The 23,886-nt window shown below is 42.8% G+C and carries 19 protein-coding genes; 8 read left to right on the top strand and 11 right to left on the bottom strand.

Annotation, left to right across the window (positions count from 1 at the left end; all coding sequences use genetic code 11):
* Nucleotides 1–3 precede the first annotated feature (3 nt).
* From FTV12_RS13115 to FTV12_RS13105, 3 genes are all read right to left on the bottom strand, one after another.
* Nucleotides 4–459 (bottom strand): VOC family protein, encoded by a 456-nt coding sequence (locus FTV12_RS13115; RefSeq protein ID WP_180034185.1) that lies wholly within the window; start codon nucleotides 457–459, stop codon nucleotides 4–6.
* Nucleotides 460–645: 186 nt separating this feature from the next.
* On the bottom strand, nucleotides 646–1,821 hold the full coding sequence (locus FTV12_RS13110) for an acetyl-CoA C-acyltransferase (protein WP_180034184.1): 1,176 nt from the start codon (nucleotides 1,819–1,821) through the stop codon (nucleotides 646–648).
* Between the two features lie 112 nt (nucleotides 1,822–1,933).
* On the bottom strand, nucleotides 1,934–2,455 hold the full coding sequence (locus tag FTV12_RS13105) for a GspH/FimT family protein (protein WP_180034183.1): 522 nt from the start codon (nucleotides 2,453–2,455) through the stop codon (nucleotides 1,934–1,936).
* A gap of 374 nt (nucleotides 2,456–2,829) precedes the next feature.
* Here FTV12_RS13105 and omp38 point away from each other — a divergent pair, with 374 nt between their 5' ends.
* On the top strand, nucleotides 2,830–3,891 hold the full coding sequence (gene omp38, locus FTV12_RS13100; protein WP_180034182.1) for an outer membrane protein Omp38: 1,062 nt from the start codon (nucleotides 2,830–2,832) through the stop codon (nucleotides 3,889–3,891).
* A 103-nt stretch (nucleotides 3,892–3,994) separates the two neighbouring features.
* A complete protein-coding gene (locus tag FTV12_RS13095) occupies nucleotides 3,995–4,528 on the top strand; it encodes a cysteine peptidase family C39 domain-containing protein (protein WP_175968110.1) in 534 nt (177 codons plus the stop codon).
* A gap of 55 nt (nucleotides 4,529–4,583) precedes the next feature.
* Here FTV12_RS13095 and FTV12_RS13090 read toward each other — a convergent pair whose 3' ends face one another.
* The 3 genes from FTV12_RS13090 to FTV12_RS13080 all read right to left on the bottom strand — a co-directional run bounded on the left by FTV12_RS13090 (nucleotide 4,584) and on the right by FTV12_RS13080 (nucleotide 8,518).
* Nucleotides 4,584–6,047: an amino acid permease gene (locus FTV12_RS13090; protein ID WP_180034181.1), complete on the bottom strand. Its 1,464-nt coding sequence runs from the start codon at nucleotides 6,045–6,047 to the stop codon at nucleotides 4,584–4,586.
* The gene (locus FTV12_RS13085; protein WP_159123682.1) at nucleotides 6,047–7,081 is read right to left on the bottom strand and encodes a methyltransferase; all 1,035 of its coding nucleotides are present in this window, start codon (nucleotides 7,079–7,081) and stop codon (nucleotides 6,047–6,049) included. The genes FTV12_RS13090 and FTV12_RS13085 overlap by 1 nt, the downstream gene beginning before the upstream one ends.
* A gap of 66 nt (nucleotides 7,082–7,147) precedes the next feature.
* Nucleotides 7,148–8,518 (bottom strand): uracil-xanthine permease family protein, encoded by a 1,371-nt coding sequence (locus FTV12_RS13080; protein ID WP_166139125.1) that lies wholly within the window; start codon nucleotides 8,516–8,518, stop codon nucleotides 7,148–7,150.
* A 162-nt stretch (nucleotides 8,519–8,680) separates the two neighbouring features.
* On the opposite strand from FTV12_RS13080, the gene typA reads away from it, so the two are divergent.
* On the top strand, nucleotides 8,681–10,516 hold the full coding sequence (typA, locus tag FTV12_RS13075) for a translational GTPase TypA (protein WP_180012169.1): 1,836 nt from the start codon (nucleotides 8,681–8,683) through the stop codon (nucleotides 10,514–10,516).
* A gap of 152 nt (nucleotides 10,517–10,668) precedes the next feature.
* Nucleotides 10,669–11,112 (top strand): large conductance mechanosensitive channel protein MscL, encoded by a 444-nt coding sequence (gene mscL / locus FTV12_RS13070; RefSeq protein WP_180012167.1) that lies wholly within the window; start codon nucleotides 10,669–10,671, stop codon nucleotides 11,110–11,112.
* Nucleotides 11,113–11,211: 99 nt separating this feature from the next.
* Here the strand turns inward: mscL and FTV12_RS13065 are convergent, their stop codons facing one another.
* Nucleotides 11,212–11,496, bottom strand: a complete 285-nt coding sequence (locus FTV12_RS13065; protein WP_004785172.1) for a peptidylprolyl isomerase — start codon at nucleotides 11,494–11,496, stop codon at nucleotides 11,212–11,214.
* On the bottom strand, nucleotides 11,493–12,353 hold the full coding sequence (gene mutM / locus FTV12_RS13060) for a bifunctional DNA-formamidopyrimidine glycosylase/DNA-(apurinic or apyrimidinic site) lyase (RefSeq protein ID WP_180012165.1): 861 nt from the start codon (nucleotides 12,351–12,353) through the stop codon (nucleotides 11,493–11,495). Before mutM ends, FTV12_RS13065 begins: the two co-directional genes overlap by 4 nt.
* 383 nt (nucleotides 12,354–12,736) lie before the next feature.
* On the opposite strand from mutM, the gene FTV12_RS13055 reads away from it, so the two are divergent.
* The 3 genes from FTV12_RS13055 (at nucleotide 12,737) to FTV12_RS13045 (ending at nucleotide 16,204) form a co-directional block, all read left to right on the top strand.
* On the top strand, nucleotides 12,737–14,005 hold the full coding sequence (locus FTV12_RS13055; protein ID WP_159123686.1) for a carbohydrate porin: 1,269 nt from the start codon (nucleotides 12,737–12,739) through the stop codon (nucleotides 14,003–14,005).
* 104 nt (nucleotides 14,006–14,109) lie between these two features.
* A complete protein-coding gene (locus tag FTV12_RS13050) occupies nucleotides 14,110–15,219 on the top strand; it encodes an NADH:flavin oxidoreductase/NADH oxidase (RefSeq protein ID WP_180003845.1) in 1,110 nt (369 codons plus the stop codon).
* A gap of 58 nt (nucleotides 15,220–15,277) precedes the next feature.
* Entirely contained in the window at nucleotides 15,278–16,204 is a 927-nt protein-coding gene (locus tag FTV12_RS13045; RefSeq protein ID WP_180003843.1) for an AEC family transporter, read from the top strand.
* 72 nt (nucleotides 16,205–16,276) lie between these two features.
* On the opposite strand, the gene FTV12_RS13040 is transcribed toward FTV12_RS13045, so the two are convergent.
* From FTV12_RS13040 to FTV12_RS13030, 3 genes are all read right to left on the bottom strand, one after another.
* Nucleotides 16,277–17,074, bottom strand: a complete 798-nt coding sequence (locus FTV12_RS13040) for a tetratricopeptide repeat protein (protein ID WP_180003841.1) — start codon at nucleotides 17,072–17,074, stop codon at nucleotides 16,277–16,279.
* 273 nt (nucleotides 17,075–17,347) lie between these two features.
* The gene (locus FTV12_RS13035; protein WP_159123690.1) at nucleotides 17,348–18,073 is read right to left on the bottom strand and encodes a folate-binding protein YgfZ; all 726 of its coding nucleotides are present in this window, start codon (nucleotides 18,071–18,073) and stop codon (nucleotides 17,348–17,350) included.
* 115 nt (nucleotides 18,074–18,188) lie between these two features.
* Nucleotides 18,189–20,351, bottom strand: a complete 2,163-nt coding sequence (locus FTV12_RS13030) for a multicopper oxidase family protein (RefSeq protein ID WP_180012163.1) — start codon at nucleotides 20,349–20,351, stop codon at nucleotides 18,189–18,191.
* Nucleotides 20,352–21,099: 748 nt separating this feature from the next.
* Between FTV12_RS13030 and acnD the strand changes: the two genes are divergently transcribed.
* Nucleotides 21,100–23,706, top strand: coding sequence for a Fe/S-dependent 2-methylisocitrate dehydratase AcnD (acnD, locus tag FTV12_RS13025; protein WP_180012161.1), 2,607 nt, complete (start codon nucleotides 21,100–21,102; stop codon nucleotides 23,704–23,706).
* The last annotated feature ends 180 nt before the right edge of the window (nucleotides 23,707–23,886 follow it).

Here is a 23,886-nt window from a genome sequence, read left to right as displayed (position 1 = left end):
ACCTTAGGGTGCACGTTCTTCAAGTAGGCAATTAATCATCCATTGCACTCCGAATTGATCCGTAAAGGCACTATAAAGTGCACCCCAAAATGTTTTTTCCAAAGGCATTTCGATTTGGCCATTCACCGATAAAGCTTCATAGAGTCGTTTGGCTTCATCCTGTTCATTGGCACTTAAAATAATCGCAATATAGTGATTAGTACCTTTCCTAAATACTGGTGTGTTTTCAGTACAGAGCTTGTCATTGATATCCGAACCCATGAGCTCTGTGTATTCATTGATTGGAAGTGAGATATGCAAAATCAGATTTTTTTCTTCATCTGATAAATCAATTCCTTGCTGTCCAGGCGTATCTCCATAACGGGTTAGACTGGAAAATTCGCCACCAAATACCGAGCGATAAAAGGTAAAGGCAGCTTCGGTTTCATCCTGGAAATTGAGATAGTGATTAAGTCGCATGCAGGATTCCTTTTCTTATTTGGAATCCCTTTAATTTACGCCCTGAATTGAATTTGATTAATAAAGAAGCTTTATGAAAATGTAAGTAAAAGAATTTACTTTAAAGATGGATTATAGAAAAATGAAATATTTATAAAATAAAAAGAGGGCTATAAAAGCCCTCTGTACTAATTGATTATAAAAGAATTAGATCAGTTCGATTGCGACCGCAGTTGCTTCACCACCACCAATACATAGCGCAGCGATACCACGTTTACCGCCTGTACGTTTCAATGCATGAATCAAGGTCAAGATAATACGTGAACCTGTAGAACCAACCGGGTGACCGAGTGCACATGCACCACCGTTAATGTTGACTTTTTCAGGATCAAGCTTGAACTCATCCATTGGGCACATGGTGACCATAGCAAACGCTTCATTGATTTCCCAAAGGTCAACTTCCTCAGCTTTCCAGCCAGTTTTATCCAGAACTTTCTGAATAGCGCCAACAGGAGCAATCGTGAATTCAGATGGATGCTGAGAGTTTGAAGCATAAGCAATGATTTTAGCCAAAGGCGCTAAACCTTTAGCTGCTGCATTGTCGCCTGAAGTCAGTACAAGGGCAGAGGCACCATCTGAAATTGAGCTGGCATTTGCTGCAGTGATCGTCCCGTCTTTTGCAAAAGCAGGACGTAAAGTTGGAATCTTGTCAATATTGGCATTGAAAGGTTGCTCATCCTTATCAACGACCACATCACCTTTACGGGTGGAAACAGTGACTGGCACGATTTCATCAGCAAAGTAGCCTTCATTGACTGCAGTTTGAGCACGTTTCAGTGAACGGATTGCAAATTCATCCATCTGTTCACGTGTATAACCTTTGCTATTTGCCATATCTTGAGCAAATGAACCCATCAGGCGACCAGTTTCGGCATCTTCCAGGCCATCTAGGAACATATGATCCTTGATTTCACCATGACCCATACGGAAACCGCCACGTGCTTTTGGCAATACATATGGGGCATTGGTCATAGATTCCATCCCACCTGCAACTACATAAGTTGCAGAACCTGCCTTAATCATATCTGCCGCTTGCATCACTGCTTTCATGCCTGAACCACATAATTTGTTGATGGTGACAGCACCGGTAGAATCAGGCAGGCCTGCTTTGCGCATTGCTTGACGGGCAGGGCCTTGTTTTAAACCTGCCGGGAGTACACAACCCATAATGACTTCTTCAATATCGGTTGGCTGCAAGCCTGAACGAGCAATCGCTTCTTTGATGGTGACAGCACCAAGTTCAGGTGCAGTAACGCTAGCCAAGCTACCTTGAAAGCCGCCCATCGCTGTACGTGCACCATTGACAATTACGATGTCAGTCATTGTTATATCTCCCTATAAGTTTTGATCATTTTTTCTCGAACCTAAGCAGTATATTGAAAAAAGTACAGGATTAAAGTCTTAATCTGGATAAATCATAGACTCTAGGGTTTTATTAACAGGAGGCCAGATGTTCGATTCGGATATGTCCCATTTTATTCAAGACAATACGTTGCTGAGATGCAAGGTGAGTAGAACAATAATAAAAGCTGCCATTCGATCCAATAGGTAAAGCCGTCTGGGCTTGATAAGTTACGTTCGGTATACTCAAGGCACCTCGCCAACTCAGGTTACCGTATTTAAGATTAAGTTGTTCAATGTGTAAAATTTGTTCGTCATTGTCGACTTGACGATTGCGGTTTTTATCAATAAATACCAGCAAATTTTTATTCCATTGGTTTGCTTGACAGGTTAATGAATCTTGACTGGGACAAATCACAATATTCTGGTGAAACACAGCTGCCTGGCTGCGTGCATAACGATTGGTTGCTGTAATTTTCATCGGAATATTTTTAGCTTCCTGCTTGGATAGATAATCATGAAAGTAAGGCAAGGTAATTGTGACCACAATTGCGATAAGGGCAATACAGATAATTAACTCAACAATAGTGAACGCTCTTGTTATCTTTTTATACATAGAGTTACCTGATTTATATATTATTTTTATTTGAAACATGCTATTAATTGTGCGTTTTTTATGCTTAATTGAGCGAGTAAGAAATGCCTTACTCAAAATTCAAAAAGGCGCTTAAAAATAAATTGGCAATGACAATAGGCGATTCACAACAAAAAATTGAGTAAAAAATTACTGAATTACAACGGAAATTGTAAGTAATTTTGTCAATAATTTACTTGATTAGATTAATCAAGCACTTGGAAAAATAATAAAGTGTTTGTATGATGCGCAGTGAATAGCTTAAAAATAACACTGGGGTAAAAAAGCCTATCTCAGAATGGCCTATTAGAAGGCTTGAGCTTGAACAACAATTGTTATCTCTGGAGGATAAATCCATGAAAATGAGTCGTATTGCTTTAGCAATGCTTGTAGCTGCTCCTTTTGCTGCTGCAAACGCAGGCGTAACTGTTACTCCATTAATGTTAGGTTATACTTGGCAAGACACCCAACACAACAATAGCGGTGACGATGGCGAACTAACAACTTCTGGTGAAATGGAAGATGATCTATTTGTTGGTGCTGCAATTGGTGTTGAACTAACTCCATGGTTAGGTTTTGAAGCTGAATATAGCCAGGTTAAAGGCGATATGCGAGATCTACCAGGTGCTGAATACAAAGGTCAGAACATTGCAGGTAATTTCTATGCAACTTCTGATGTGTTCACTGGCAACTATGACAGCAAAATCAAACCATATGCATTGTTAGGTGCTGGTCACTACAAATATGAGTTTGACGGTGCTTCAGAAGCTGCTTTAGGTCGTACTGGTCGTGGTTTTGAAGAAGAAGGTACACTAGGTAATGCTGGTATCGGTGCATTCTGGCACATCAACGATGCTTTAGCGCTACGTACTGAAGCTCGTGGTACTTACCACTTTGACGAAAAATTCTGGAACTATACAGCACTTGCTGGTCTTAACGTAGTTCTAGGTGGCCGCTTGAAACCGGCTGCTGATGTTGTAGAAGTTGCTCCAGTTGAGCCAGTAGCTCCAGTTGCTCCAGCTCCACAAGAGTTGACTGAAGACCTGAACATGGAACTTCGCGTGTTCTTTGATACGAATAAATCAAACATCAAAGACCAATACAAACCAGAAATCGCGAAAGTTGCTGAGAAGCTAGTTGAATATCCAAACGCAACTGCTCGTATTGAAGGTCACACAGACAGCACTGGTCCACGTGCATTGAACGAACGTTTATCTCTAGCTCGTGCTAACTCTGTTAAATCTGCACTTGTTAACGAATACAACGTAGATGCATCTCGTTTGTCTACTCAAGGTTTCGCTTGGGATCAACCGATTGCTGACAACAACACTAAAGAAGGTCGTGCTATGAACCGTCGTGTATTCGCGACAATCACTGGTAGCCGTACTGTTCTAGCTGAACAACCAGTTGCTCAATAATTCGTTATTGAACACTGATTAAAAAAAGCGACTCTTTGAGTCGCTTTTTTTATGGCTGTTTTTTGCATACACTTGCTGCTCGAAACTGATTTTGAGTTAAAGCATGAGCATAGAACTCCCTGAAGACTTACAAAGTCTGGAAGCTAATAGTGGTATTTATGCGATCTGGATGATTTTTCATCATTATGGAGTGGATCTGCATATTCCTGATCTAGTGCAATTGACACAACATAATGATGAGATGGGAACTTCAAGTATTGCGCTCGCTGTTGCCCTCAAAACATTGGGACTCGATGTTGAGTTTTTTACAGAAACTGATCCCGATAAACAGCCGCTTGAAATCCAGTTTTATCAAAAAGCACAAGAACTCAAAGTGCCTGTTCATGAATATCCACTTTCTTATACAGATATTCAAAAATTAGTGGATAAAGGCCGTTTTGTAATTGTATTCTACGACACGCTGGAAGAGGTGGGGAACCATTCATTAATTTATGAAATCAATGAAAAAGAAATCAGTTTCTTTGATAGTTTTGATGCTATGCCTATAGAAGTCTTCGAACAGCAGCGTCGAGTAGAAGGTATTTGTCAGCAAGTCATCGTGATTGATGATCGTAATTTTGTCATGCGTCATAGCTGATTTCAGAATATAAAAAAGCAGCCACTTGAGCTGCTTTTTTAATAAAGGTGAGATATTAGTCTTTTTCAATATTCATCGGTCGAACATCCATCTCCTGATAAGAAACCAGTTTGGTTTTATATTTCCATTTATAACCTAGCCAAATCACCAAGAATAATAAAATACCGATATAAGTAGAAAGGACAGCCAACCACTCACCATCTAGGACAGCTTGATAATTCTGACCTAATACGACAATTGAACAAAGAATGAAGGCAAACCAAGGTGCGAACGGGAAGAATTTAGCTCTATAGGCCAGACCTTCAAGTTGATAGCCTTGAGCCAGATAACCTTTACGGAAGCGATAATGTGAGATCGCAATCCCGAGCCAGACAATGAAGCCACACATACCTGACATATTCAGCAACCAGTTAAACACTTCCTGCTCGCCAAAGAATGTGGTCAAGAAACATAGTGCCGCAATCGCCGTTGTCGCATACAGGGCATTCATCGGTACACCGCGTGGATCCAGATGGGCAAACAGCTTAGGTGCACTGCCTTTACGCGCCATATCGAACAGCATACGGGTAGAAGAATACATGCCTGAGTTACCCGCAGACAGAATCGCCGTCAGAATTACCGCATTCATCATACTGGCTGCAAAAGCAAAACCTGCTTTCTCATACAATAAAGTGAATGGAGAAAGGGTAACGTCTTCTGTTGCAGCTGCCTGTAATAGACGTGGATCATTATAAGCAACCAATGTACCGATAATGAAAATACACACGATATAGAACAGCAGGATTCGCCAGAAGATCTGCTTGATTGCGACTGGAATGGTTTTTTGCGGATCTTTAGATTCACCAGCGGCTACACCAACCATCTCGGTTCCCTGGAACGAGAATCCGGCAATCATGGCAACACCAATAAGGGCCTGGAAACCACCAACAAAAGGCGCTTCACCCACGCTCCAGTTTGCAAATGCTGAAGCACCCGGTGTGAGCATGATCTTGGCAATCATCCAGATCCCGATGATGATAAAGGCAATAATCGCCAGTACTTTCACCAAAGAGAAGAAGAATTCTGATTCACCAAAACCTTTTACTGTGAGGGCGTTAATCCCAAAGATCACAGCGAGGAAGATCGCACTCCAGTAAAAGCCGGGAATATCAGGGAACCAGAATTTCATAATGAACTGTACGGCAACCAGTTCAAAGGCAACGGTAATCGCCCAGTTGTACCAGTAGTTCCAGCCTAAAGCGAAACCGAAACCACTTTCGACATATTTGGTGCCGTAGGTAAAAAATGCGCCCGAGGTCGGATTATGAGTCGCAAGTTCTCCAAGGCTGGTCATCAAGAAATAAATCATTATGCCAATCAAGGCATAGGCGAGAAGTGCACCACCCGGGCCTGCGCTGGCAATGGTCGCACCTGAAGCCAGGAATAAACCTGTACCGATAGACCCGCCAATCGCGATCATATTGAGATGACGAGCACCAAGCTTACGCTGCAGCTGCACGCTGTTCTGAGTTTCGCTCATCATGATTCCTTAGCATTTTTTTGAGTGCTGGCGAAGAGCACTTTAAAACCTTGTTGATCAGTTTTGACTGTACATTGACCAAAACTTTGTTCAATTAAAATTGGATAATTTAAGAAGCGGTTTGCCACAATCCACAATTCACCGCCAGACTTGAGATGACGACGCGAAGTCTTACATAGAGTTTCGCTGGCCGCATAGTTGGTTTGGATTCCCTGATGGAAAGGGGGATTGCTGACAATGGCATGTAAAAAAAGCGGTGCATCTTCAATACCTGATACAGCTTTAATTTCCAGCTGCTGAGGACTGAGCTGATTTTTCTCAAATGTCATTTGGGTAGAAGCCAAGGCAAAGGCATCCACGTCCAGAGCAAAAATACGGTTCTCAGGATTCAGTTTGGCTAAATAAGCACTGATCACGCCTGCACCACAGCCAAAGTCGGCAATCTTGCCTGAAGTCACCTGAGATAAATAGGGTAAGAACACCGCTGTTCCTACATCCAGGTGATCCTGACTGAATACACCTGGAAGTGCACAAATCTGCAAATCACCTTTTGGTGTGGCCACTGTATAGGTCTGTGCCCAATCTGCCAACGCTTTTGCTTCGACCGTGCAGTCTAGAGTCAATTGCCACAATTGGCAATGTCGTGCGCTGTCGAGCTTGATGAGTTTACCATAAGCCTGTAGCTGCTTTGCCGCACGCTCTACGCCACCTTTCTTTTCACCCACAAGAAAGACACTGCTGCCTTGTTTTAATCGGGCTGCAATATTGTGAATCAGATAATTCAATAATTCTTTTGATTTAGGTACGAAAATAACCGCCTGATCAAATTCTTGATCAGGAAATTCTGCACCGAAATGAATCTGAGCCTGCTGTGACTGGAAATATTGAAAATCATTATAATTCCATGTCCAAACAAAGGGCTGGATAGATTCACCACATTCAGCAAGAAGCTCATCGGTCGGGGCATTTACCAGCAATACGCGACCAGACAAATAATCATATTGTCTTAATAAAACTTCGCTTTTAGGATCCATAGATCTCTCTCCAATAGAAAAAACACTGTCCGAGTCCAACCCAGACAGTGTTCTTTGGACATGAAATTACTTCTTTACTTCAGGAAGTACAATATTCAATATGAGGGCTGCAATACCGCCTGTCGCAACACCGGAACTAAAGATGTTACGGAATAATTCAGGAAGATGTTCCAGAATCTGAGGTACCTGTGCAACGCCTAAGCCAAGTGCAAGCGAGATTGCAATGATCAGCAGGGCACGACGGTCTAAGTGAATACCAGACAGGATATTAATCCCAGATGCAGCGACTGCACCAAACATCACCATCACTGCGCCACCAAGCACAGCTTGAGGAACGGCTTGGATCACACCTGCAACAGCAGGCAGTAGACCTAGAATCACGAGGAGTGCTGCGATCCAGATCCCGACATAACGGCTAGCTACACCAGTCAGCTGAATGACACCATTATTTTGTGCGAAAACTGAACTTGGGAAAGTATTAAATAAGCCTGCAAGTAGGGAGTTAGCACCATTTACCAATACACCACCTTTAATGCGATTCATCCAGGTTTGACCATCCACTGGCTGATTCGATAATTTTGATGTTGCGGTAATATCACCAATGGCTTCTAGTGAAGTCACCAGGTAAATGAATGCCATTGGAATGAATAAGCTCCATGAGAAGCTTAAACCAAAATGCATTGGGGTAGGAATCTGAACCAGAGGTGCATCTTTTAAACCATCAAAGTTGAGATGACCCATAAAGCCGGCAAGGATATAACCCACAACCAGTGCAATCAGAATTGCTGAGCTTTTTACCCAGGTAATACGCACACGGTTCAGTAAAATAATTAATGCCAGAACGGTACATGACATGATCAGGTTATCTGCATTGGCGAAAGTTTTGTCACCCATGGCTTGATAACCACCACCCATGCTGATCAGACCTTCTTTAATCAAGGTTAAACCAATCAATAGAACTACAATACCCGTTACTAGTGGAGTAATGAGTTTCTTCACCCATGGCAAAATGCGTGACACGCCCATTTCAATAAATGAACCTGCAATCACTACACCAAAGATCGAAGCCATCACCGCTTCTACCGGTGTGCCTGCAGCGACCATCGCTGAACCGATCCCGATGATTGGGCCAATAAAGTTAAAACTTGTACCCTGAACAATCAGCAAGCCTGCGCCAAAGGGACCCACTTTCTTGGATTGTAAGAAAGTTGCGATACCAGAGATCACCAAAGACATGGACAAGATCATGTTGGTGTCTTCTTTAGACACACCCAATGCCAGACAGATCAGTAAACCTGGCGTTACAATTGGGACAATAATGGCCAATAAATGCTGGAATGCGGCTAAAAATGCGATAAACGGTTTAGGACGATCTTCAAGGCCGTAGACAAGGTCAAGTTGATCTTTAGAAAGAGGAGATTGATTAAAATCAGACATGTGTCAATGCAAATTAAGGCTGGGTGGCGCTATTCTAATCGAGTTACACGTCATTACAAAAGTAATTGGAAAAAAAATTGACGCTCTCTACAAACAGTCACTGTCAAAAGTTTGTATTTTTCTGTATAATTTGCCCTCAAATTTAAAACGTATCGAATTTACATGTCAGATATTAAAACTCTCCGTAACATTGCCATTATCGCGCACGTCGACCATGGTAAAACCACTCTTGTAGACAAACTTTTGCAACAATCAGGTGCTCTCGGTGATCGCGCGGGTGAGATCGAGCGTGTCATGGATTCGAACGCGTTAGAATCTGAACGTGGTATTACCATTCTTGCAAAAAACACTGCAATCAAGTGGTTAGATAAACGTACAGATACAGAATACCGTATTAACATCGTGGACACCCCGGGACACGCCGACTTTGGTGGTGAAGTTGAACGTGTAATGTCGATGGTTGACTGCGTACTGCTTCTTGTAGATTCACAAGAAGGTCCTATGCCACAAACCCGTTTCGTAACGCAAAAAGCGTTCGCGCGTGGTTTGAAACCAATCGTAATTATCAATAAAGTTGATAAACCAAGTGCGCGTCCAGACTGGGTAATCGACCAAGTATTCGACCTGTTCGACAACCTTGGCGGTACTGACGAACAGTTAGACTTCCCAGTAGTTTATGCTTCTGGTCTTCGTGGTGTTGCTGGTCCTTCTCCAGAAGAACTTGCTGACGACATGACTCCATTGTTCCAAACAATTGTAGACATCGTTGAGCCACCAGCAGTTGACGTTGACGGTCCATTCCAGATGCAAATTTCATCTTTGGACTATAACAGCTTCGTAGGTGTAATCGGTGTTGGTCGTATCCAGCGCGGTTCAGTGAAATTAAACACTCCTGTGAGTGTGATCGACAAAGAAGGCAAAACCCGTAACGGCCGTATCTTGAAAATCATGGGTTACCATGGTCTAGAACGTGTTGATATTGAAGAAGCTTCTGCAGGTGATATCGTTTGTGTAACTGGTATCGATGCACTGAACATTTCAGATACAATTTGTGATCCTAAAAATGTTGAAGCGCTTCCAGCACTTTCTGTAGATGAACCGACTGTGTCTATGACTTTCCAGGTGAACAACTCTCCGTTCGCTGGTAAAGAAGGTAAATTCGTAACTTCACGTAATATCCGTGAGCGTCTTGACCGCGAATTGATCCACAACGTAGCACTTCGTGTTGAAGATACTGACAGTCCTGACCGTTTCAAAGTATCTGGTCGTGGTGAGCTTCACCTTTCTGTACTGATCGAAAACATGCGTCGTGAAGGCTTCGAGCTTGGTGTATCACGTCCACAAGTGATCATGAAAGAAATCGACGGTCAAATGCAAGAACCGTACGAAAACGTAACGTTTGACGTTGAAGAACAGCACCAAGGTTCTGTAATGGAACAAATGGGTCACCGTAAAGGCGAAATGACTAATATGGAAGTGGACGGTAAAGGCCGTATCCGTATTGAAGCAACTGTTCCTTCACGTGGCTTGATCGGTTTCCGTTCTGAATTCATGACCATGACTTCTGGTACTGGTATCATGACTTCAAGCTTCTCGCACTACGGTCCTGCTAAACAAGGTACTGTTGCGAAACGTCAAAACGGTGTACTGATTTCTATGGTTCAAGGTACTTGCCTGGGCTATGCACTGTTCACACTTCAAGACCGTGGTCGTCTGTTTGCTAAACCACAGTTAGAAGTTTATGAAGGTATGATCGTAGGTATCAACTCACGTTCTGACGACATGGTGGTTAACCCAACTAAAGCGAAACAGTTAACTAACGTACGTGCGTCTGGTACTGATGAAGCATTGACTCTTGTTCCAAACCTTGAATACACGCTAGAACAAGCGCTTGAATTCATTGAAGATGACGAGCTAGTTGAAGTAACACCTAAGTCAATCCGTATCCGTAAGCGTTACCTGACTGAAAACGAACGTAAACGTAACCGTTCTAAATAAGACCGGTCACTCATACGAAAAAAGCCGCTGAATCAGTTCAGCGGCTTTTTTATTGAGTAGAAATTACATACACTTAATAAATTAGTTTTAAATAGAAATCCCTAACTAATGTATAATCCATCACAAAATTGCATAAAAATACTGGTGACTTTATGAGCATTATTCAAGAATTTAAAGAATTTGCGGTAAAAGGCAATGTCATGGATCTCGCAGTGGGTGTGATCATTGGCGGTGCTTTTGGTAAAATTATCGATTCTATGGTGAAAGATATCATCATGCCTGTCGTGAGCTGGATCTTGGGTGGTGATGTTGATTACTCTAACTGGTTTGTCGTGTTAGGCGATAATCCAAATAATGTGACCAATCTGGCTGAAGCACAGGCAGCCGGTCTGAATGTCTTTGCTTATGGTAATTTCTTGACCATTCTCATTAACTTCCTGTTATTGGCATGGGTTGTATTCTGGTTGGTGAAACTGATGAACAAACTGCGCCGTGATAAAGCAGAAGAAGCAGCGCCTGAACCTGAAGCGACTCCGGAAGATATTGCATTGTTACGTGAAATTCGTGATGAGCTAAAAAAATGTCCGGAAGCTTAAGCTTTTGGAGTAAATAAAAAAACGGCGTATAAGCGCCGTTTTTTTATTTTCTGACCTCTCCCTAACCCTCTCCTGAGAGGAGAGGGAACCCTAAAGGAATTAAAAATCCATCCGAAACTTAATTTCGACCAAATGAAAACCGAACTGACTTTTGATTGGGCCATGTAGAACATGTTCTGCAGCAGTAAAGACCAGTTTATCAATCACTGGAACAAGTTGGCCTTTTTTTACTTCACCGAGTTCACCACCACGTTTGGCAGAGTTACAGGTCGAATATTGTTTGGCAATCTTAGAAAAATCTGCACCTGCCAGAATCTTCTTCTTAAGCTGTTCAGCCGTATCTTTATCCTTCACCAGAATATGACGGACAATCGCAGTCTTCATGATTTCTTACCTCGTACAGCAGCCACACGCTTAGGTGAAAGCTTTACCTTTTTTAGCGGCTGGCATTCAGGACAATAGACGGATGCGCGCTGGCCGAGCTTGATATTTTCTAGTGTCGTTTCGCAGTTCACGCACATTTCTCCTGCACGGCCATAAGCCAACAGCGTCTGCTGGAAATAACCATTTTCTCCCATAGCATTGGTGTAGTCGCGTAAGGTAGAACCACCTAAGTCAATCGCCTGTTTTAAAATACGCTTGATCTCAACCACCAGTTTTTCAATCTGTTCGAAACTCAAACTTGAGGCTGGCTGGGCTGGATGAATACCCATATTGAACAGGCTTTCAGTTGCATAGATATTGCCTACGCCGACCACGAAATGGTTATCCATAATTGCAACTTTGGTGCCAACGTTTTTATTTTTTAGTTTTTCAAATAGATATTCGGCATTAAAAGCATCGCTTAATGGCTCCGGCCCAAGCGTATCAATCAGTTTGCTTTGTGATTGAGCGTCTAACCAGAGAATACAGCCGAAACGGCGCGGATCATGGTAACGCAGCTGGATCTCTTCAAACTGGATAATCAGATGATCATGCTTGCGCAATTCTTCATTGGCTTCACACAAGCGAAAGCTGCCTGACATACCCAGATGCCAGAGCATCGTATCCTGTTCAAATTGCGCCAGAATATATTTGGAACGACGCGTAAGCTGAATCAGGCGCTGTCCTTGCAGACGCGCGAGATCATCAGGAATCGGCCAACGTAAACTAGGCTGACGCACTTCAACTTTTAGCACTTGCTGATTAAGAAGGGGAAGGAGGCTGGTTTTGGTGGTTTCAACTTCGGGTAATTCAGGCATAACACTTAGCAGCTAATATCATGAGGCTAATATTGGGCGTTTTAAGTCTGAATGCAAGTCCTGTTTGAATAGAAGTTATAAGCAGGACATTCAAAAATATTTTAACAATTGGTTAAAAAATAAACTTTAATATTGAGATGGTTTCAGATCCAAATAATAAAAATAGGAAGTATATTGTTTGATTTTTAGTATTTAACTTACTGAAAAATATAAATTCTATAGAATTTATTGTTATATAAAATATCTTTTCTTATAACTCAAAGTTTTACTAATAATAAAAAAATTGCTGCGTTTTTAAGTGAAAAGTTATGTAACGTTCTGTATCAAGTCATACAGGGCATGCATCAGGCTGCCTTTACTCTCTCCATATGTTTAGGTTTTATATGAAAAAGTTAAGTCTAGCTTTATTGCCATTGATGGCAGCCATGACCTCTGCGCAGGCTGAGTCTGCATTTGATTCTCAAGGACAGTACCTATTAGGTGACTGGAATGGAAAACGTACTGAACTTGCTCAACAAGGTGTCAAATTTGAAGCAAACTTGCTGACAGATACAGCATATCTGGCTGATGGCGGACGTAATGAAGGGGCTGATCCTCTAACTTCTGCACAGTTATGGTTAGGTACACAGTTAGACATGGAAAAACTGGCAGGTTGGGATGGCGTAACGGTTCGTGCAGTTGCGACTGCACGTCAGGGACAAAGTACATCGGTACGTGATTTACAAGTATCTCAAACAGTACCGCATATGGCTAATGTGCAAGGAACATTTGGCCGTGGTAACCAGGACAGCCGTTTAACCGAACTTTCAATTGAAAAGAACTATAAGGATCAAGGTCTGAGTATTAAAGCTGGTCGTCTGGGTCTGGGTATGGACTTTAACGTGATGGCTTGTGATTTTGCCAGTACAGCATTCTGTGCTGCGCAGATGGGTAAATGGCAGGGCAATATCTGGATGAATACCCCAGTCGCACAATGGGGTGCACGTGTAAAACAGCAGTTAAATCCTGAAGTTGCTGTACAAGTCGGTGTTTATGAATTTAATCCAGATAATGGTAATGCCAAAGCCGAAGGTCAGGGCTGGAGTCTGGATACCGACAATGCTGATGGTGTGACCATTCCTGCAGAAGTAATCTGGACACCAAAATCATTGGTAAATGGTTTGCCTGGCAGCTATCGTGTAGGCGGTATGTATAACACTGCTGATGATGTTGCCAACCAGAAAGATGTTGCGACAGGTGAAGGAAAAAACCGCACCTTTGCGGGCTGGTTAGCTGTAGAGCAGCAATTGACTTCAACGGGTAATGACCGTCAGGGTTTACACTCATTCGCTAACTTTACCTGGCATGATCGTGATACCAATAAAGTAGATAATTCACAACAGTTGGGTCTGAAATATATTGGTCTGGTGGATAGCCAGCCGAATGATATATTGGGTTTAGCGGTTAACCGTGTACATGTAAATGACCGCTTTGCAGATTCACGTCCAATTTATGATGCGAGTGCCGAATACAATATCGAACTCAACTACAGCTATAACGCAACAAAATGGCTGATGCTACGTCCAAACCTGCAATACGTTATAAATCCGGGATCTAGCAATCAAGTGGATAATGCATTGGTGTTAGGTTTGACTACACGAGTGATCTTCTAAAAAGAATTTAATCACGTTATAAATAAACAGGCTCATCAGAGCCTGTTTTTTATTTTTTGGTAAAAAGTTCTGAAAAGCCACTTCACAAAAAGAGGGAATACCGCGTGTCACTACTATTTCAGCCGGTTCAGTTTGGATCATTGCAACTTAAAAATAAAATTGTGATTGCCCCGATGTGTCAGTACTCTGCAACCGAGCAAGGTGAAATCACTTACTGGCATGAACAACAATGGGCCAATTATGCCTTATCCAGTGCAGGTCTTTGCATTGTGGAAGCCACCGCTGTACAGCCTGAAGGGCGCATCAGTTATGCCGATTTAGGGCTTTGGAATGACCAGCAGGCCAGCCAGATCAAAACCTTATTGCAAAAGGTCAAGTCAATTTCTCCAATGCCTTTTGCAATTCAACTCGCACATGCAGGCCGTAAAGCTTCTACAGATAAACCTTGGGGTGGCAAAGGGCAGTTCGCCCCAGATCATTCACTCGGTTGGCAAACTGTCTCTGCCAGTGATATTCCTTTCCAGACTCATGAACATCCACCTAAGTCTTTAAGTGTTGATGAAATCCAGCAAGTAATTCAGGATTTTGCAGCCAGTGCAAAGCGGGCGGTTGAAGCTGGCTTTGAACTGATTGAACTACATGCAGCACATGGTTATTTACTGCATCAGTTCATGTCACCGTTATCGAATCATCGTCAGGATCAATATGGCGGTTCATTTGAAAACCGTATTCGTCTGACGCTTGAAGTATTTGAAGCAATAAAAGCCGCCGTACCAGAAGGTTTTCCAATTGGTGTTCGTATCTCAGCAACGGACTGGATGGATGGCGTAGAAAGTTGGGATGTAGAATCTTCAGTCGAACTATCCAAAGAACTGGAGAAACTGGGTGCAGTCTATATTCACGTTTCGAGTGCAGGTTTACATGTAGATCAGAAAATTGATGTGCATCCGAATTATCAGGTCCCTTTTGCTGAAGCGATTAAAAAGGACGTGAATATTCCAGTCATTGCTGTGGGTTTGATTACCGATGCACAGCAGGCAGAAGGCATACTGGAGTATAAACAGGCTGATGCGATCGCGATTGCACGTGCCTTGCTTTATGATCCACGCTGGCCTTGGCATGCCGCAGTAACGCTGGATGAAAAAATAGCAATTTCTCCACAATATTTACGTTCTGCACCGCATGGCTTAAATCAGTTGTTTGAATCGTTTTAAGGCTATTTTTTCTTAGAAAGGCTTATAATAACGCATCTCAAACAACAGGACATTTCATATGATTATTGCGGTAATTGTGCCCATATTTTTATTATTGGCACTAGGTTACCTGAGTGTGAAATGTCAAATTCTAAAAAAAGAACAGGTCGAAATGGTAGGGGCCTTTGTCATCAAAGTGGCCTTACCGTTACTGTTCTTCCAGTTTTTAGCCTCTAAAGATCTGCATGAAATCTGGTATTTTGAATACTTTGCGGTCTATACCTCTGTCACTTTATTACTTTATGGTTTCAGCTTCTGGCTGATGCACCGTCAGTTCCGGAATACCTCCTCGCATAGTGCTGTTCTGTCCTTAGGGGCAGCAATGTCCAATACCGGATTGATCGGTACAGCAGTACTCACTTTATTGGTGGGACAGCATGCAATGACCTATACCTCTCTGGTGGTCATCATTGAAAGCATGATCCTGATTCCGATGGTGTTGATCCTGGCTGCACTCGGTACCCAACATCAAGCCAATCTGGGTAGTCTTGTGAAAAGTACCATTCTCATGCTGTTCAAGAACCCTTTATTTATGGGGGTGATGCTGGGTATGGCCTGTGCGATTTTTGAAATTCGCTTGCCAATTTATCTGGACCAGGTCTTTGCCATGATTGGACAGACTGCCTCACCTTTGGCGCTGTTTGCGATTGGTGGCGGAATCGTGGGCATGAGCCTGAAATATGTGAATCTGCAAAGTTTCTATTTGGTATTTTCCAGCAATATCCTGATGCCGATCCTGATGTATCTAGGTCTTAGTCGACTGACTCACCTGAGTCAGGAAATGATCTATGCTGGGACTTTGATTGCAGCACTGCCTATGCCAACGATTTTCGGTATGTTAGGACAAGCATACGGCCTCAATGAGCGAACCTTAACCCCTTTATTGATGAGTACTATCGCAGGTTTTGTGGTTGCCAGTGGACTTATTACTTTGTGGTGGAGTTAAACAAGCTGACTTACAAATCTATATCCCATAAAAAAGCTCCAATAGGAGCTTTTTTATTTTGATTAAGTCTGATCAACTTTTTTTGGCAGGTGCTTTTTTCTGTTCAGCAATCATTTTATCCACTGCTGCTAGAGATTCTCTGGCCTTAGGAATATTTTCCTGTGCCAGGGCCGCAAAGATCTTTTTCGCTTCAGGCAGGTTTTGCGGAACAATACTACCGTTGGCAAACATATTGCCAATCGCCATGAGGGCGGGGATATAGCCTTTTTTCGCCAGATCCTGAATACTGCTCAAGCCTTGCTGGATCGGCTTTTCATTCTTGGTTTTAAAGCCGTTGCTGATGTCATATAAGGCTTTGGCATGAATGGCCGGCATATTACCCTTGCTAATCAGAGGCTGTAATTTTTTCAAAGCCTGCTGGTCAGAAGCTGTTGTACCTTCAGCAAATAAAAGTATAGCTAGATCTACGGTTGCTTCATCGAAATTGGCTGCCGATGCACGTTCCAGGTATTGTTTGGCTTTGCCCAAATCCTGCTTAAGGCCTAAAGTACCACCGGTATAATTCTTGCCCAGTACATAGTTGGCCACCGGATAACCTTTGCTGGCAGCCTGTTCATATAGCTGAATAGCCTTTTTTTCGTCCTTGGCAGTGCCTTGGCCAGTTTGCGTTAAATAGCCTAGGTTATAGATAGCCTGTGCATTTCCCTGGCTGGCCAGTTTGCTTAAAGCATCGTAGGCACCCTTGAAATTCATGGCATTCACCATCTCTTCAATTTTGGCAAATTGAGGGTCAACTGGGGCATTTGAAGTGTTTGCTAGGGCAAATTGGCTGGACACTGCAAGAATTGCAGCAAGTACTAATTTTTTCATTGTTCCGATAACCTTAATTTTTCTAACACCTAATTCCATGGTGCGATTTTTGTCGTTTTCATCTACATCATAAGACGATTTCAGGCTTTGTAAATACTGAATATGTGACTAATTACAAATTATTTGAGAATCATATAGGAGATGAATCAATAAAAGCGTGCTCGGTTTAAGGTGTGTTTTATTCAGTCAATCTTTGTCTATTTAATTGTTTAGCCTAATAAAAATAAAAAAGCCAGAATTGAATTCTGGCTTTTGCATCAAGATAACAGGTTATTATTGTGGACGTGCCACATCACCACTTAAAGCTTCAGGCAATTCCAGAACTTGTACATCCAGCTCAGCCAATGCTTCAGGTTTGGCAACTACCAAAGCCTGATAACCCTCATCTGTACCAATGCTATTGACCACTTCGACGTCATTGTGCAGCTTGGTCGCAACAGCAGGTGCTTCACCTGTACCTTGAATCAAATGCAACCAGTGTTTTGGCTTGGCTTTGAACCATAAGCGAGCAATCACTTCCTGACCCAGATAACAGCCTTTGTCATAGTGAATGCCTTCACGTTGATGAAGACGCAATTCCTGTGGCTGGAACAGGGTCGCAGTAGTTGCTTGAATCCAAGCCTGACCTGAAGCAATAGCTTGCTGTTGCCAAAGGGTAATATCCGTTTCAGTTTCAACAAAATCAGTCTGGATATCATTAATAACTGGATAAACCGGGCCAACCTGTTCCAGTTTCATTTTTGAAAATGCACCAAACTTTTTAATATGGCTGGCCAGTTCTGCTGCCTGATCTTCAGGGCTGACAATTTCAAAGCTTTCCGGATTAATTTTTTTCAACCAGATACCAAACTGGATACGTCCTTTCAAGCTACAGATCGCTGTATAGCGAGTCAGGTTTTCAGCCAGAGTTTCGACATTTAAAGTAACTTGACCCTGAAGGAATTTTTGCGCATCTACTCCATTCAGCGTAAATAAGGTAAAAGCAGGAGATGTTGCCATGATCAGCCTCAGTTTGAATACTAAAAATCAATCAAACTATTGTGCAGCAAGCATTTAATAGAGGCAAACAAAAAAGCCAACAATCGGGATCATTGGCCTTTTCAGGAGTGTCTAATTAGTGATGATGCGACGAGGTTGGCAGAGGTGAATCACAAGGGAATTTGCCTCCACAGACCCGTACCGTTTCCATCATGCCCTGATCTTCATGATCGAGGATATGACAGTGCTGTACAAAATCACCTTCAAATTTCTTGTAATGACTGCGAAGAATAAATTTATAGTTTGCTTTGATAAACAGGGTATCTTTGAATTGTCCTTTCATGCCACGATATTGCACATCATCTGTGTCATTATCATCAGGCGCTAATTCACTCACATCAACTTCTTTAGATTCGCCATTAGGACCAGTGACAGTTTTTAAGATTTTAACAATCTGGAATGGATTAACATGAATATGGAAAGGATGGCCACCAAAAGCTTCGGTCGTCAGTTCCCATTCATCCGTCTGCCCAATTTGTAACTGACGTACATATTCACGATCCGGATCTTTGGCATGTGTCCGACCGACTGATCCTTCGCCATCAAATGCATCTCCAAAACTGAGTAAGTCACCATCTTCTTTATGGCGGAAGCCAAATTTAAGACCATTTGCGAAAGCCAGTTCAAATTTACTGTACTGTTTTGGTCTGGAAGCGACCAGCTTGTCAATTGCAGGAGTCATTAGGGATGGATGATCGGTAAAGGCAGTAAGATCAAGTTTGGATAACTGAGTCTGAATCTCTTTGCTTAAACCAATTTTTTTCGCGCGCTCTTGCAGGAACTGGGCAGGAGTCTGCGCTTTTGTTTTGCTTGCCTGTACATTGACCCATCCCAGTAGTTGGGCATTGAAAGGGTGGTTTGGAGCTAGTTGAGGAGTAATTTGACCCGTTGGGATCGGTGCATTCACTTCATCCTCAATATTTAATTTGGAGTCATAAATACAGTATTTATTGGTGGTTGGGAAGGTAACCATTGCATCATGACGATAACCAGGCTGGAACACAGACAGTGTTCTGCGCTGTACCTGAGTCATGGTCAAACCATCTTGAGCAATCGTATAAACAGGTAAGCTTTTTAAACTCTCATTAAACTCTTTTAGATCTGCTTCCTGATATGCCAGACAGGCTTTAAGGGTGTCTGCGGCGCTAAATTTACTGGAGTTTGGCAGTTCTTTAATAATCAAACCAATGGTGTCGCGTACACCACCATGAATCATGCGCCAGCGATTAAAAGCATTCTGTTTAACTTTGATCTCCCCTAAAACTTTACCATTGATAGACGTATAAAAGTTCTGGCCGGCCCAAGAGCCAGGATTAGCGATATCTGTATAATCTTCAAGTAATCCTAAGCCTTTACCTTCGCAATTGTTGGGAGGGTCAAATTTTACATCCGGGTCAGGGTTAGAGCATCGATATTGAATTTGCTGGAATAGCAGGATGTTTTCATTTGGATAGCTATTTTTTTCTTTCCATAAAATGTCCATATCGCCTGTTTCAGTGACTTTGCCATTTTTCACTTTTGGTGTTCTTGAGCCTTCTACAATTAATGGGCCTGCCATACCACTCGATACCTGAATAGCCGTTGAGCCATGCAGATGAGCGTGATACCAGTAGGTTCCTGCCGGATGATTCGGCTCCATTTTGTACTGATAGTCAAATTTTTCCTGAGGTTTAAATTTCAGGAAAACATTATCACTATTGCCTTGAGGGCTTACCCAGAAGCCATGAGTATGCAGGTTGGTGGTATTAAAGCAATGTGGATCATTCACATTATCCACTTTGTCTGGGCAGGTGGATTTCTGTTCAGGTGGAAGCTGGTTATTGAGGTTAATTTTCAGGGTTTCACCTTGTTTGACCCGGATCTGCGGACCAATTAAAAGGTCTTCAACAGACTCTCCAGCTTTTTTCTTGTTAAACAAGCTGGCATTAGTGAGATAACCTCTGACGAACAGTTGATCCCAGGTACTATTTCTCGGATTGTAAATCTTGCCGGTTTTATAAGCGACGATCAGTTCATGGGTGCCCTTGGAATTTTTTTGCAATAGGGGCGGATTGCTAATCAAAGTATCGGGTGCTGTTGGAGAAGGTTGTGGATTGTTGGGATTATTGGGAGTGGTAGGTGGGTTAGGGTTGTTGGGAGTTGGCGGTTTAGGATTGGAGGGATTTTTACCTCCATTCCAGCTTGCTGCCAGTACAGCGATCACTGCAGCAACGATACCAAGAATGGCGAGTTGTATCATTGTAATCACCCTTATGTGCTTTTGTGATGAGTGTTGTTGTTGTGAAGTAATTCGAGGGTAGATTTACAAAGTTGAGATACAGACTGTTATCACCAAATTAGGGGGAGGGCGACAGACGGTAAGCTAAAATGACGTGTGTAAAGTATTTTAGATAGGGATGCATTTTATAAGCTCATGTTTATGAATCATTGTCCTATAAATATTTAACGTATTTCTAAAATTGTAAGAAAGTCTTAAAAAATATATGGAATTGAGAATGTAACTTATTTCGGGGTATGTCTAACCTGAAAAATGATTTTTTCGCCTACACTCATCGAGCCATATCTGCAATGAAATTTACCATTTTCGGTTAAGAGTTATGCTTAACACTGAAATAAAAAAATATAGATTCAGTTTTTTATTAAATGAGCTATTTCTAAAATTAAAAAATTCTAAGCTTTGATTTCATATGAAATTTATCCTTAAACTCATTCCAAGAAATTGATTATTTTTTATGCTGTTATCAACATCTCATACTAAAGAATGAGACAGATTTAGGCCTATTTTTCAGAAAAAATGCAATTTAGAGTCAAAATTCTAAAGTATGGGTCAGTAATTTTGGTAAAAATACCATTTTTAGTATTTAAGCTTTTGAAAATTATAAGATTTGGGAAATAGACTTTCGACAGCGTACAATGCCTTTATTAAAAAACAAGTCATCAAGATATTTTGATGAATAAAAAGAGTAATGAAAGAGGGCAGGCAAGCTATGAACAATAACTACCGGAAACCGTTGCAAGGTACCCAGCTGGAATATTATGACGTGCGTCAAGCCGTAGAAGATATTCAGCCAGGCGCATATGCCAAACTTCCTTATACATCTAAAGTGCTGGCCGAGCAGCTGGTACGCCGTTGCGACCCTGCGATTTTAGAACAGTCTTTACGCCAGTTGATTGAGCGTAAACAGGAACATGATTTTCCTTGGTATCCGGCGCGTGTAGTGTGTCATGACATCTTAGGGCAAACAGCACTGGTCGATCTTGCCGGTCTGCGTGATGCGATTGCCGATCAAGGCGGTGATCCGTCTAAAGTCAATCCTGTGGTGCCGACCCAGCTGATCGTCGATCACTCGCTGGCAGTCGAATATGGCGGCTTCGATCCGGATGCATTTGAGAAAAACCGCGCGGTAGAAGATCGCCGTAACGAAGATCGTTTCCATTTTATTGAATGGACCAAAACCGCTTTCGAAAATGTCGATGTAATTCCTGCGGGTAACGGCATCATGCACCAGATCAATCTGGAAAAAATGTCACCAGTCATTCAGAACCGTGATGGCGTGGCATTCCCGGATACCTGTGTGGGGACTGACTCGCATACTCCACATACGGATGCGCTAGGCGTGATTTCAGTCGGTGTTGGTGGATTAGAAGCTGAGAACGTGATGCTGGGCCGTGCATCATGGATGCGTTTGCCAGACATTATCGGTGTCGAACTGGTAGGACAGCGTCAGCCGGGCATTACCGCAACGGATATTGTTTTAGCTCTAACCGAATTCCTGCGTAAAGAACGTGTGGTTGGTGCTTATCTGGAATTCTTCGGTGAAGGCGCAGACAGCATGTCAGTCGGTGATCGTGCCACGATTTCCAATATGACCCCGGAATATGGTGCAACTGCAGCCATGTTCTATATTGATCAGAACACCATTGATTATCTGACGCTGACTGGTCGTGAATCTGAACAGGTCAAACTGGTTGAAACCTATGCGAAAGAGATTGGCCTGTGGTCATCAGAAATGACTCAGGCAGAATATCCACGTGTATTGCGTTTTGACCTATCGACTGTCACCCGTAACATCGCTGGTCCATCCAATCCACATGCGCGTGTATCAACGTCTGACCTGAAAGAAAAAGGCATTGCGGGTGTGGTAGAAAACCGTACGGATGGTTTAATGCCAGATGGTGCGATCATTATTGCGGCAATTACTTCGTGTACCAATACGTCTAACCCACGTAATACCGTGGCAGCAGGCTTGTTGGCACGTAAGGCTAATGAACTTGGTTTAGTGCGTAAACCGTGGGTTAAATCATCTTTTGCTCCGGGTTCTAAAGCAGCGGCGTTGTATTTGGAAGAAGCAGGCGTACTAAAAGATCTGGAGAAACTGGGCTTTGGTATCGTGGCCTATGCATGTACCACCTGTAACGGCATGTCTGGTGCGCTTGATCCGAAGATTCAGCAGGAAATTATCGACCGTGATCTGTATGCGACAGCAGTCTTGTCGGGTAACCGTAACTTTGATGGCCGTATCCATCCTTATGCAAAACAGGCTTTCCTGGCATCTCCACCGCTTGTCGTGGCTTATGCGATTGCCGGTACCATTCGTTTTGACATTGAGAAAGATGCACTAGGCACAGACAAAGATGGCAATCCGATTTACCTGAAAGACATCTGGCCATCGGATGAAGAAATTGATGCTTTGGTGAAAGAGTCCGTGAAGCCGGAACAGTTCAAGAAAGTGTATATTCCGATGTTCGATCTGGGTGAGCGTGAGCAGGCAGCAAGTCCGCTGTATGACTGGCGTCCGCAAAGTACTTATATCCGCCGTCCGCCATACTGGGAAGGGGCATTGGCTGCACCGCGTACTCTGGCAAATATGCGTCCGTTAGCCATCCTTGGCGATAACATTACTACCGATCATTTATCTCCATCGAATGCGATTGTGTTGGATTCGGCAGCAGGTCAATATCTGGCGAAAATGGGCTTGCCTGAGGAAGACTTTAACTCGTATGCAACGCACCGTGGTGATCACCTGACTGCACAGCGTGCAACCTTGGCGAATCCGAAGCTGTATAACGAAATGGTGGTGCGTTCCGACGGTACCATTAAGCAAGGTTCTAAAGCACGTGTCGAGCCGGAAGGTGAAGTGATGCGTATGTGGGAAGCGATTGAAACCTACATGAACCGTAAGCAGCCGCTCATCATTGTTGCAGGTAAAGATTATGGTCAAGGTTCAAGCCGTGACTGGGCTGCGAAAGGTGTGCGTCTGGCAGGTGTAGAAGCGATTGTGGCTGAAGGCTTTGAACGTATTCACCGTACGAATCTGGTCGGTATGGGTGTACTTCCACTTGAGTTTAAGCCGGGTACAGATCGTAAAACTTTGAAGCTGGATGGTACTGAGCTATATAGCGTGATCGGTAATATTGCGCCACGTTCGACTTTGACTCTGGTGATTGAGCGTGTGACTGAAGATGGCAAAAAACAGACCATTGAAGTGCCGGTGACTTGCCGTCTGGATACTGAAGAAGAGGTTTCTGTGTATGAAGCGGGTGGGGTATTACAGCGCTTTGCGCAGGATTTCTTGGAAGGGAATGTGGCTTAATTTTTATTAAATCTTCCCCCAACCCTCCTTTGAAAAAGGAGGAAGTTCCCCATTGCTGTCCCATAGTTTGCTTTAAATAAAAAAACCTGAGTCCTAACAGTTAAAATATGAGTGCAAACAAACACTTTAACGACCAGGATTCAGGTTTTGTCCCATCAGAATACCGTATTTCATGAGCTA

The organism is Acinetobacter sp. YH12233 (assembly GCF_013417725.1).
Taxonomy (GTDB): domain Bacteria; phylum Pseudomonadota; class Gammaproteobacteria; order Pseudomonadales; family Moraxellaceae; genus Acinetobacter.
Note: the sequence above shows the minus strand (reverse complement) of the source record. Positions and strands in the feature narration are given on the sequence as shown.